Here is a 12,022-nt window from a genome sequence, read left to right as displayed (position 1 = left end):
AAGTTGGGCATTTCTACTGCTTACCGACGATATGTTGTTATTTTTGTAAGTATTGCTGTCCAAACCCAGAATAAAAACCTTAAACCTGAGGTTTGCGCATGAGTATATAAAATAAGTTTCATTGCTGTGAAAGCCGACCAGAGCGAATTAAAGCCTACAATAGGCTTTGCCAATACTCCGCTCGTATATAACACCGCGCTTTAAATCGATTTATGCAGTGCTGCAGCAAGAGGTCAGAGAGTGAGTGAAAGACTGTTTAGAGATAACAGATTTTGCATAGTTAAAGCTGTGGGAAGACAAATAAGTGTCTTTATCTATCATTTTTACTCACCAACTCACTAGATGAGTAAGCCTAAGAGCAACGCGTGTAGGCAGCGTATAAATCAGCATTTAGCGGCTGGCCAACCGCTGGGAAATCACAGTAAAACCGCCATCTTCGTTCCAACGTATTTTGGGAAAAATCAAACCGATACAAAAAAGCCCTGTTTTAACAGGGCTTTTTCAAAAATTATTTACCGTGTAAAGACTCCGAGCTAGAACGGAATATCATCGTCGAAATCAAAGTCAGGTTCAGCCATAGGTGCTGGCTTGTTTTGGCCGCCTTGCGGGGCTTGGTTGAAACCTTGATTGCCTTGGCCACCTTGAGGGGCTTGGTTGTAACCTTGGTTAGGAGATTGTTGAAAACCGCCTGAATTTTGACCGCCAGAGCGCTGGCCGCCAGCATTTTGACCGCCTTGTGCAGAACGCTGTGCAGGTTGACGCTGCTGCCCTTGGAAGCCGCCTTCAGATTGACCGCCGCCTTTGCCACCTAACATTTGCATTTGGTCGACAATCACTTCTGTGGTGTATTTGTCTTGGCCTTGCTGATCTTGCCATTTACGGGTTTGCAATTTACCTTCTACGTAAATTTGTGAGCCTTTACGCAAGTATTCGCCAGCCACTTCAGCTAAACGGCGATACATAGTCAGGCGATGCCATTCGGTGCGCTCTTGCATTTGCCCTTGTTGGTCTTTCCAGCTTTCACTGGTCGCGATGCTTAAGTTCGCTACCGCATTACCATTTGGCATATAACGTACTTCAGGATCTTGCCCTAAGTTGCCCACCAAGATGACTTTATTTACGCCTTTGCTCGCCATTTTAACTCCTATTATCTGCCCTAAAACCTAAGGTCTTAAACACTTACAGTTTAAATATCACTTGGTTTTAAGTATGAATATGTCTATTTTTCAATTAATTAGTGATCAATTTTACCGCATTCACGCTAACTCGCGTTAATTTCGCCATTGTTCCGCTATTGTTTCGCAACAGAAGAAATATGAGCCTATCACCACCAAAAGGTTCACCCGCTAAACGAAAGCTCGAACAAAATTGATTTTCACTGTGCCGGTTATTATAACGTGATTTCGCAGATTATTTCTTAAAAATTTAGCCTTGATTAACGTAAAAAGCTGCTTAGCCGTTGACTAAAATATGAGCCTTTTCCAGTGAGAATTGCTTACCATCTGCCTTGATATAGACCACACCCTCATCTGGCACTACCGTCACATCTACCACTCCTTCGAGTGTGGCTAACTGCTCACCAATGGTATCGGCTGAATAACGGGTAAAATCTGGTTTTAGAGTAAAGCGTTTCAAGCGTTCACTGGTACCTAACTTACGTAAACCAAGCCACCATATACCACAGGCACCGCCAGCAATAACGAACACCCACTGGGGGCCAATATACTGACTCGCGAGCCCAGAAAGCGTGCCGCCTAAAAATGCCCCTAAAAACTGAAAGCTGGCATAAATACCCATGGCAGAGCCTTTTTTACCCGCTGGGGCAATGCTTGACACCATAGCCGGAAAACTTGCTTCTAAGAAATTAAAGCCGGTAAAAAATAGCCAGCCAAATACCATTACCGCAAGCACGGTACTGTGGGAAAAGTGCAAACCGAGTAATGCGCCACCTAGTAATAATATGCACAAACGAATCACGCCCGCTTGGCTCATCCTTTTGGTTAACATCATCAACGCGACTAAGCCAACGACAGAAGCTGCGAGTATGGGTAAATATAGTTGCCAATGACTTTCTAGCTGCCAGCCTAAAGCACTGAGTAAAATCGGCATTTGTACAAACAAAACCGTGATCATCATATGCAGTAACATTACGCTGATGTTCAAACGACGTAACTGTGGGTCAAAGAACAAGATTTTCACATCGGTAAGAACAGGTAGGGTATCGCCCTTGGGCGCGTAGTTTATTGCGCTGGGCACCACCCAAATGACCAAAGGTATGCATGAAATAGCGAGTATACCTGTAATAGAAAATATACCGTGCAGACCGTAATTATCAGCAATGACAGGGCCTATTAGCAAGGCTATATAAAATGAAAAACCAATAGCAATGCCGATAATCGCCATTACTTTTGGCCGCTGCTGCTCACGACTCACGTCCCCAGCTAATGCCATGATGGCACCGGCAATTGCCCCAGCACCTTGCAAAAATCGGCCGATCACAATCCATAACATGCTATCTGCGGTGGCGGCAACACCGCTACCAATAGCAAACATCAGTAACCCGCCAACGATGACAGGTTTGCGGCCAATCTTATCGGACAACACCCCCATGGGGATTTGCAAAATAGCTTGGGTCAAACCATAGCCACCAATAGCTAAACCAAGCATTAGGGCTGAATAATCTGGGTAATGTACCGCGAGTATGGCCAGTACTGGCATCACCATAAACAATCCCAGCATACGCAAGACATAAACAGCGGCCAAAGCCAAAGAGGCGCGAATTTCGGTTCTATTCAAATGAGCAACTAATCAGTTTGAGGTTATCAAGGCGGCGAAGTTTACCACAAAATTATCGCCCTAAACGACAGCAACATTGCAGCTAGCGAGGGGAAAAATAGCATAAGTTCAATGATATGCCCGAGTTTAAAACATCCACTTACATATTTCAGCGGCGATCTAATCAGCGCCATGACGCGTATCTTTCTAATCATTAATCATCTGGGTATTGAAAGTATAATTGTTCAACCACATAGAGCTCTTATATCAAGTATGTAATACTCACTCTTTTGAGGACGACTTTGGTCAATAATGGATAAGATAGCTGTACGTGGCGCGCGCACTCACAATCTAAAGAACATCGATTTAGATATTCCTCGAGACAAACTTACTGTCATCACCGGCTTGTCTGGCTCTGGTAAGTCTTCATTGGCATTCGACACCCTTTACGCCGAGGGGCAACGTCGATATGTTGAGTCCTTGTCTGCCTACGCAAGACAATTTTTATCCATGATGGAAAAGCCCGACGTTGATCACATCGAAGGCCTATCTCCAGCAATTTCTATCGAGCAGAAGTCCACCTCTCATAACCCACGCTCAACCGTGGGTACCATCACTGAAATTTACGATTATTTGCGTTTGCTTTACGCTCGTGTGGGTGAGCCGCGTTGCCCAACTCACCATGTACCGTTAGATGCACAAACTGTTAGCCAGATGGTTGACCGCGTACTAACCATGCCTGCAGATGAAAAACTCATGCTGTTAGCGCCTGTAGTTCAAGACCGCAAAGGCGAACATGTTAAAACCTTGGAAAGCCTTGCAGCCCAAGGATTTATACGCGCTCGTATTGACGGCGAAGTGTGTGACTTGTCAGATCCCCCTGAGCTCGATTTGCATAAAAAACACAATATCGAGGTGGTGGTTGACCGCTTCAAAGTGCGTGAAGACTTAGCACTTCGCTTGGCAGAGTCATTTGAAACCGCGCTGAACTTGTCCGCCGGCACTGCGAAAATAGCCTTTATGGATGACCCGCACAAAGAAGAAGTGGTGTTTTCATCTAATTTTGCCTGCCCGCATTGCGGCTATTCAATGGCCGAACTTGAACCAAGACTCTTTTCGTTTAACAACCCGGCAGGCGCTTGCCAAACTTGTGACGGCTTAGGCACAAGACAGTTTTTCGACCCGCACCGAATTATCAGTAACGACGAGCTAAGTTTGTCGGGCGGGGCGATACGCGGTTGGGATAAGCGCAGTTATTACTACTTCCAAATGCTGCAAGCTGTGGCCGATCACTATAAATTTGATCTGACCACGCCTTTCTCTGAACTTGACGAAAAAGCCAAAGACATCGTGCTACACGGTAGTAAAGGCACTTCAATCAACTTCAAGTACATTAACGATCGCGGCGATATTATGGAACGTAAGCATCCCTTTGAAGGGATTATTCCAAATATGGAGCGCAGATACCGTGAAACAGAATCGAATGCTGTTCGCGACGAATTATCGAAATACTTAAGCCAGCAACATTGTAGTAGCTGTAATGGCACGCGTTTGCGCCTTGAAGCACGCAACGTATTTATTGGCGACACACCACTGCCGACCATTACCGATATGTCGATTGCAGAGTCGTTGCAGTTTTTCACTGACATTGAGCTGACAGGTAAACGAGAAAAAATCGCCGATAAGATTTTCAAAGAGATTAACGACCGTCTGAATTTCTTGGTCAATGTTGGTTTAAATTACTTGTCACTTTCACGCAGTGCCGACACATTATCCGGCGGTGAAGCTCAGCGTATCCGCCTTGCCAGTCAAATTGGTGCCGGCTTAGTTGGGGTAATGTACGTACTGGATGAGCCATCAATTGGACTGCATCAAAGAGACAACGAACGCCTACTGACCACGTTAGAGCATTTACGCGACTTGGGTAATACCGTCATCGTGGTCGAGCATGATGAGGATGCTATTCGCGCCGCTGATTTCGTACTCGATATTGGTCCTGGAGCCGGTGTGCACGGGGGCGAAATTGTGGCCCAAGGCACTATTGACGACATCATGAAAAGCGAGCATTCATTAACAGGTAAGTACTTATCTGGGCGTGAAGCAATCGCTATTCCTGAGAAGCGCACTGAAATTGACCAAGATAAATGGATTGAAATGTGCGGCGCCACGGGTAATAACTTACAGGACGTAGATTTACGCATTCCATTTGGTTTAATGACCTGCGTAACCGGTGTGTCCGGTTCAGGTAAATCTACCCTTATTAATGATACTTTTTATCGTATTGCTCATCGTGAGCTAAATGGCGCGACAACCGGTGAGCCCGCACCATACAAAACGATCACTGGCATGGACATGCTCGATAAGGTGGTTGATATTGATCAAAGCCCGATTGGACGCACACCACGTTCAAACCCAGCGACGTATGCGGGTATTTTCACCCCAGTGCGAGAGCTGTTCGCTGGTACGCAAGAAGCGCGTTCACGTGGCTACAAGCCAGGTCGATTCAGCTTCAACGTCAAAGGCGGCCGTTGTGAAGCCTGTCAGGGTGACGGTGTGATTAAGGTCGAAATGCACTTCTTACCTGACGTATACGTACCCTGCGACGTATGTAAGGGTGAGCGTTACAACCGCGAAACATTAGAAATTCAGTATAAGGGTTTAAACATCCATGAAGTACTGGATTTAACCGTAGAAGACGCGCGCAAGTTCTTTGATGTTATTCCTGCGATTGCCCGCAAATTACAAACGTTGATGGATGTCGGTTTATCGTACGTACGTTTAGGACAAGCCGCCACTACCTTGTCAGGTGGTGAAGCCCAGCGAGTCAAACTGGCCAAAGAATTATCTAAACGAGACACGGGCCAAACCCTATACATTTTGGATGAGCCCACCACTGGTTTACATTTCCACGATATAAAACAACTTCTACAGGTATTGCATCGCCTACGCGATCACGGCAATACTGTGGTGGTTATTGAGCACAACTTAGATGTGATCAAAACAGCTGATTGGGTGATTGATTTAGGACCAGAAGGCGGCTCAGGCGGCGGGCAAATCATCGCTCAGGGCACACCAGAACAAGTTTGCGAAGTAGAAATATCTCATACGGCGCGCTTTCTTAAACCTTTGCTATCAGTTTAAACAAGGAATTTAATTTATGTTTATTGAAGATTTTAATGTGCGTTTTTGTGAAACGGATGCCCTAGCACATGTAAGTAATACTGTGTTGGTGGACTGGTTTGAAATGGCTCGTGAGCCTATTTTTAAGATATTTAGCCCTGAATTAGATTTAAAAAATTGGCCGCTTATTTTAGCCAGCTACAAAGTCGATTTTCTGGACCAAATGCACTATGGCCATCCTGTTCAAGTACGCACTTACATCAGTCGTATTGGTGGCAGCTCGTTTGACGCCTACCAAGAGCTTTGGCAAAACGGCACTAAACGCGCCACAGGCACAACCACTATGGTGCAGTATGACTACGCTGAGAAAAAATCTGTGGTTATTAATGAAGAAATCCGTGCACAGCTGACCGAGCATGCCATACCTCGGGGCGTGAATGCCTAAGTCAGAAACTTTCATTAAGGTTATTGAGCATGCAATCAGTGACGAACTGTGTGATCAGTTCGTTACTCAATTTGATTCCAGTAAAAATATCCTACCTGGGCGCACAGGTGGCGGTATAGATACAGACAAAAAACGCAGTAGTGATGTATCCATTATCACCCATCCTGAATTTAACGTCCCCTATCAAGCACTATTGCCTATTCTTGGGCAACACATTTTACGCTATTTCGAAGAGTACTTTTTCGCCTTAATTGGCCCTATCGGCCTCACGGTGAAACACCCAAAGACAGGGCAGCCCGTTAAACTAACCCATGACAATTTTGCAGAAGTAGGTTTGCCAAATTTGTCTAATTTGATGACGTACCTTTTTAGGTTAGGCAACATCAACGCGCAAAAGTACGAAAAACAACAAGGTGGCTACCCTTATTGGCATTCAGAGGTGTATCCACAGTCGAAGAGTACCGACGCGCTGCACCGGATATTACTGTTTATGTTTTACTTAAATGATGTGGATGAAGGCGGGGAAACCGAGTTTTACTACCAAGATGTAAGTATTAAACCCCGCAAAGGCACTATGGTGATTGCACCAGCTTACTTTACCCATACTCACCGAGGCAATGTACCCATCTCAAACGACAAGTACATTCTCACCTCATGGGTGCAATTTAACCAAGGTAACGCGATTTTCGCTCAACGCTAAGCGCACTCGCTTAGCGTCTTGGGCGCTAGACCTTAAATTGCTGCGTAATTCCTTCTAAGTGCTTTGCTAACTCTGCAAGCTCGCCGCTCACTGAGGCTAAGCGACCTGAGCTATTAGCTGTTTCTTCTGTACGCTGGTGTATCTCATCTACGTTGTGGCTTATCACACCTGCCACACTTTGCTGCTCGCCTGTCGCGTGAGCAATTTGGTCGTTCATTTGTGTTATCCGGCTGATCGTCTGGGTAATAACGGTCAAACTGGCACCGGCTTTATTTGCCGTATCTACACTGCTCGTTGCTTGCTCTGTCCCTTTTGCCATAACACTCACCGCTGAGCGCGATGCATTTTGCAGTTGTTCAATCGTTTGTTGAATTTGCTCGGTAGATTGTTGAGTACGCGACGCTAGCGTGCGAACTTCATCCGCCACGACCGCAAATCCTCTACCATGCTCCCCCGCTCGTGCGGCTTCAATAGCGGCGTTTAGCGCCAACAAGTTGGTTTGCTCAGCAATACCTTTAATCACGTCCAGCACTACGCCGACTTGTTTTGAATCTGCTTCAAGTTGCTTGATAACCTCAGCAGAACTATCCACGTTGGCTGCCAGCTCACGAATACTTTGTACCGTATGATTAACCACTGCTTGGCCATCATCTGCTGCAGCGGATGCATCACCTGCTGCATTAGCCGCTTCAGCGGCACTTTCAGCAACCGCGTTTACACTGCGCGTCATATCATCAACCGCTGACTTAGCTTGACTAGCGGCACTTTGCTGAACATCGATTGTGCGGTTAGTATCATCGGTAAGTTGATTTAAGTTTTGGGCCAACTGAGATAAAGGCATGGATGCATTCACTATGTCTTTGACCACACCTTGTAGCTTTTCCATAAACTGGTTAAACCAATGCACCAAATCACCAATTTCGTCTTGATTCCGGCTTTGGATACGCACCGTAAGATCCCCATCTTCCTGGGCTATGTCTTTTAATGAGTTAACAACTTGGTCAATACTGCCGCGGATCCCCATGACGATAGGAATGGCTGTGGCAAACAACAACACAATCGTCACCCCAGCCATAATGGCACCAAATGACAGCATATTTTTTAACGCGTCGTTAGATTCCGTTATCGCTTGCTTGAAGCCATTTACGCGTGCATCACGAAAAGCACCTAACGCTGTAGTGGCATCATCATAGCTTTTGTTCATTCTGGTGGATAACTCGCCGATCTTTGAGAAATCAGCCGTATTGTTCACCATTGACTCAGACACTTTGTAAGCAAGATTAAAATAGTTATTAAAAGACTGCTTAATACGATTCGCCTCCACGCTCAAGCTAGGCTCGATAGAAATAATCTTATCTAACAAAACCTTAGTATCCGCCGCCTGCACTTTAGCAACAGCCAGCGTCTCTTCATCGCCAGTGGTAACAGCGCTACTGAGGGTTTCTTTGACCTTTTCCATTTTGACCAAGGCACTACTGGTGGCTTCTAATGCAGGATACTGCACCTTGTCTGCGTCTTCGAGCAGTTCAATGTTGTTCATTGCAGTGTGAGTTGTGACCCACAAGTAGACTAAAAAGCCAATGGAGCCAATGATCGGAATCAAGTACAACTTTTGCGCTATCGACATTTTCGTTAAGAAACTCATTAAGTTACCTTTTAATTTTTTCGAGGATCAATGCAAGTGTAGCTTATGACCGATGTGATTAGCCGACATCAGGAAAATCTTTGACTATCCGTCGTATGGAGTCACTTCAATCCCTTGCAATGTGTAACCAACAGTCGCGATATCGCCTTCCCATACTTGGGTGGCTAATTTACCGGTAACCCAAACTGCATCGTATATGTTGTCTATCGGCACGCCACTTGAAAACTTCACATAAACTATTTGATTCGGCGGCGGGGGCGGAACGTGTATACACGCCCCAAAATACGGGACTAATAGGAATTCAGTGGTGGTATCACTACTGCCTTCAAGTGGCACCACAAAGCCGGGGATTTTCACCACTTTGCCGTCTAATTCTTTGACCACAGGCGCATTCAAACTCTGTTGCACCATTGAACCGTTATGATTAACGTCTTCTTGAGGTGCAATGTAGTTTTTCGGGATCATATCTTCCCAATATAACTCTTCAGGTTCTTGGCTAAAAGCTGCAAACGAACTCAACGTCAGCAATAACACTAGATACTTCATGAACGCTCCTTAGGCGAAATTCCAACGGGCATGTTAGCCCAACGTAATAAATTAACTCTGACTTCTTTACCACTGGTAGGCTGCAAAGGAATGTTTAACGCCAAAATTAAAGAACAAATCGCAAACCCTGCGCCAATATAAAATACCAAGGAAGGAGAGGTTAACCATACAATACCCAACAATGCCGGGATCACAACAGCCGCGATATGATTGATAGTAAAACTGACACCCGCGGTTGAGGCAATGTCCCTGTGGTCGGCAATTTTCTGGAAGTAGGTTTTGACAGCAATTGCCATGGCAAAAAATAAGTGGTCGATGACATATAGCCCTGCAGCTAATTGGCTGTTTTCTACCAAGGCATAACCAACAAACACACACAGCAGGCCTAGATATTCAATGCACAGCGCGCGCTGCTCGCCGATTTTGTGGATCCAGCGTCCAATTTTAGGGGCAAAGAATAAGTTAAATACATAGTTAAGCATATACAGTAGGCTGATATCCCCTACCGAATAACCAAATTTTTCTACCATCATAAAGGAGGCAAACACCATGAAAATTTGCCGCCGAGCACCACTGAAAAACACTAAACCATAATACAACCAATAACGTTTGCGTAAAAACATATGCTTGTGTTGGACAGACGTTTGATTGAATTTATCAAACGCGAACCATAACCAAATCACGATCAGTAACCCTACGACACCAGCAAGCATGTACATTGCCATATAGGAAATACCAACCCACTCCATCAGTAACCAAATAGCACCGTAGGCCAGCAACGAGGCAAAACTCTTTACCGCAAGCTGTTGCCCCATAAAATGCGCACTTTTGTCTTTATCAAGCCATTGTAATGTCAACGACTGATTGATGGTTTCAAAATAATGAAAACCGATAGACATCAACACCGTGGTGCAATACAAGCCAAGTTCAAACGGCAACCAACCGGTTAATGCTACACCGACACACATCACCGCTAATGAGACTAACGCAAAGGTTTGCTCTTTGAGCACTAACAGCACGAATACAGCGGTGAAAGCTAAGAAGCCCGGCACTTCACGCAAGCTTTGCAGCATGCCAATTTGTGCCCCGTCAAAACTGGCTTTTTCTACTACAAAGTTATTTAACAGGGCATTCCAAACGGAAAAAACCAGTGGCATAACAAATGCCATGGCCAATAGAAAGAATTGCGGGTTTGCTGTTAGAGCGCGTAACGATTTCATGGCTTTCAACTAGAAAAAGGAGATGGGAAGTATCTCACAGGGACCAAAGAGTGAATATTAGAAAAGCCGACATAAAGTCGGCTTTTTTTGGTGCAGAGTCATATTCTGAGAATATGAAAATTAACCTTCTGTTTTATAGCGCTCAACGCTGCTGACGATTTCAGCTTTAGCGGATTCAGCATTTTCCCAACCGTCGATTTTCACCCATTTACCAGGCTCTAAATCTTTGTAATGTGAGAAGAAATGCTCAATTTGATTTAGCGTCAACTCATCAACGTCGCCAATGTCTTTGATGCCACGATAAATCGTAGATAATTTATCAACCGGCACCGCCAAAATTTTAGCATCAGTACCTGATTCATCAGTCATTTTTAGTACGCCAACAGGGCGACATTTGATAACACAACCCGCTAGAAGTGGGAACGGTGTCATCACTAGTACGTCAGCTGGATCACCATCTTCTGACAATGTTTGATTAATATAGCCGTAGTTAGTGGGGTAATGCATGCAGGTCGCCATGAAGCGGTCCACAAAAATAGCACCTGTGTCTTTATCCACTTCATATTTAATTGGATCTGAATGCGCAGGGATTTCAATCACTACATTAATTTCTTCTGGTAAGTTTTTACCAGCTGGAACATCGTTAAGACTCATAGACTTGACCTATAGATTGATGAAAATTGGCTCGAATTATAGGGTGATCAACAACAATATGAAACGCCACAGGAGCAATTAAGCGTGGCTTTTAGCTGTTATTCACAAAAAAACTGCCAAAAGCACGGTTAATTGCCGTTAATCGTTATTGTCTGCACCATTTCGTTCAGCCCGTAAAAGGAGCGTTGCGTATATCGTCAAGCAGGGTTCTGTAGTCACTAGTGGCCAAAAATTGTGTAACATCTTTTATCGGTAGTTGGCTGTCTGGATTACTTACCGCTAGCAAGTGGGCAATACCAAAATCTTTGGCTGATTGTAAAATTGGCAAACTGTCATCGACAAATAACGTGTGTTTGCTATCAAAACCGACCCGCTGTTGTAGTTTCTGCCAAAGCAATTGAGATTCTTTAGTCACCCCAAATTCGTGAGTCGAGATAAGCGTGTCGATATGGCTATCAAGGGCAGTATGTTCGATTTTCAGGGATAAACTTCCTGGGTGTGCATTGGTCACCAAAATAACCTCACGCCCCGATTCTCTAAGGGCGTCCAGCAATGGAATAGTGTCATCACGCATGCTGATTAAATGCTCAACTTCGCGTTTAGCTTGCATAATATCCAGCTGTAATTTATCCGCCCAGTAATCTAAACAGTACCAATCAATGGTGCCAAACACCTGGCGATATTCCGCCATCATGTACTCTTTCCCTTGCTCCTCGCTAATCCCTTTTATGCCAGCGTATTTTTTTGGCAAATGCTCTAACCAGAAGTGGCTGTCGTAGTGTAAATCGAGCAAGGTACCGTCCATATCCAGCAAAACGGTTTTAATTTTGTTCCAAGGTAAGTCAGGCAAGTGGCAAGTCCTTAAGTTAAACGTTATATTCGTAGTTACAGTAGTTTACGCGTCATTGATGGAATTA

The 12,022-nt window shown here is 44.8% G+C and carries 10 protein-coding genes; 3 read left to right on the top strand and 7 right to left on the bottom strand.

All coding sequences use genetic code 11. The features are described from left to right. Positions 1-533: 533 nt before the first annotated feature. Both AC0L6N_RS20900 and AC0L6N_RS20895 read right to left on the bottom strand, forming a co-directional pair. On the bottom strand, positions 534-1,136 hold the full coding sequence (locus AC0L6N_RS20900) for a single-stranded DNA-binding protein (protein ID WP_473477425.1): 603 nt from the start codon (positions 1,134-1,136) through the stop codon (positions 534-536). A gap of 316 nt (positions 1,137-1,452) precedes the next feature. Next, positions 1,453-2,796 (bottom strand): MFS transporter, encoded by a 1,344-nt coding sequence (locus tag AC0L6N_RS20895; protein WP_011573085.1) that lies wholly within the window; start codon positions 2,794-2,796, stop codon positions 1,453-1,455. 291 nt (positions 2,797-3,087) lie between these two features. Here AC0L6N_RS20895 and uvrA point away from each other — a divergent pair, with 291 nt between their 5' ends. Genes uvrA through AC0L6N_RS20880 form a run of 3 tightly spaced genes read left to right on the top strand, consistent with a single transcriptional unit; the run spans position 3,088 to position 7,040 of the window. Further along, entirely contained in the window at positions 3,088-5,916 is a 2,829-nt protein-coding gene (uvrA, locus tag AC0L6N_RS20890) for an excinuclease ABC subunit UvrA (RefSeq protein ID WP_011573084.1), read from the top strand. 16 nt (positions 5,917-5,932) lie between these two features. Continuing rightward, positions 5,933-6,340 carry an acyl-CoA thioesterase gene (locus AC0L6N_RS20885; protein ID WP_011573083.1) on the top strand — a complete coding sequence of 136 codons (408 nt, stop codon included), beginning with the start codon at positions 5,933-5,935 and terminating at the stop codon, positions 6,338-6,340. Then, positions 6,333-7,040, top strand: a complete 708-nt coding sequence (locus AC0L6N_RS20880; RefSeq protein WP_011573082.1) for a 2OG-Fe(II) oxygenase — start codon at positions 6,333-6,335, stop codon at positions 7,038-7,040. Before AC0L6N_RS20885 ends, AC0L6N_RS20880 begins: the two co-directional genes overlap by 8 nt. Positions 7,041-7,065: 25 nt before the next feature. On the opposite strand, the gene AC0L6N_RS20875 is transcribed toward AC0L6N_RS20880, so the two are convergent. The 5 genes from AC0L6N_RS20875 to yrfG form a co-directional block, all read right to left on the bottom strand. Next, positions 7,066-8,685 carry a methyl-accepting chemotaxis protein gene (locus AC0L6N_RS20875; RefSeq protein ID WP_011573081.1) on the bottom strand — a complete coding sequence of 540 codons (1,620 nt, stop codon included), beginning with the start codon at positions 8,683-8,685 and terminating at the stop codon, positions 7,066-7,068. An 84-nt stretch (positions 8,686-8,769) separates the two neighbouring features. Then, complete coding sequence (locus AC0L6N_RS20870; protein ID WP_011573080.1) at positions 8,770-9,231, bottom strand: DUF3299 domain-containing protein; 462 nt, start codon at positions 9,229-9,231, stop codon at positions 8,770-8,772. Then, positions 9,228-10,451, bottom strand: coding sequence for an MFS transporter (locus AC0L6N_RS20865; RefSeq protein WP_473477422.1), 1,224 nt, complete (start codon positions 10,449-10,451; stop codon positions 9,228-9,230). The genes AC0L6N_RS20870 and AC0L6N_RS20865 overlap by 4 nt, the downstream gene beginning before the upstream one ends. Positions 10,452-10,571: 120 nt before the next feature. Further along, entirely contained in the window at positions 10,572-11,105 is a 534-nt protein-coding gene (gene ppa, locus AC0L6N_RS20860; RefSeq protein ID WP_011573078.1) for an inorganic diphosphatase, read from the bottom strand. A gap of 166 nt (positions 11,106-11,271) precedes the next feature. Beyond that, entirely contained in the window at positions 11,272-11,955 is a 684-nt protein-coding gene (gene yrfG / locus AC0L6N_RS20855) for a GMP/IMP nucleotidase (protein ID WP_011573077.1), read from the bottom strand. Between the last annotated feature and the right edge of the window lie 67 nt (positions 11,956-12,022).

Source organism: Paraglaciecola sp. G1-13 (genome assembly GCF_055809255.1).
This window is presented reverse-complemented; position numbering and strand designations above follow the sequence as displayed.

Coding starts and splice junctions, on each gene's coding strand:
- AC0L6N_RS20900 (WP_473477425.1), bottom strand. CDS start 1,136: ATGGCGAGCAAAGGCGTAAATAAAGTCATCTTGGTGGGCAACTTAGGG.
- uvrA (WP_011573084.1), top strand. CDS start 3,088: ATGGATAAGATAGCTGTACGTGGCGCGCGCACTCACAATCTAAAGAAC.
- AC0L6N_RS20885 (WP_011573083.1), top strand. CDS start 5,933: ATGTTTATTGAAGATTTTAATGTGCGTTTTTGTGAAACGGATGCCCTA.
- AC0L6N_RS20880 (WP_011573082.1), top strand. CDS start 6,333: ATGCCTAAGTCAGAAACTTTCATTAAGGTTATTGAGCATGCAATCAGT.
- AC0L6N_RS20875 (WP_011573081.1), bottom strand. CDS start 8,685: ATGAGTTTCTTAACGAAAATGTCGATAGCGCAAAAGTTGTACTTGATT.
- AC0L6N_RS20870 (WP_011573080.1), bottom strand. CDS start 9,231: ATGAAGTATCTAGTGTTATTGCTGACGTTGAGTTCGTTTGCAGCTTTT.
- AC0L6N_RS20865 (WP_473477422.1), bottom strand. CDS start 10,451: ATGAAATCGTTACGCGCTCTAACAGCAAACCCGCAATTCTTTCTATTG.
- ppa (WP_011573078.1), bottom strand. CDS start 11,105: ATGAGTCTTAACGATGTTCCAGCTGGTAAAAACTTACCAGAAGAAATT.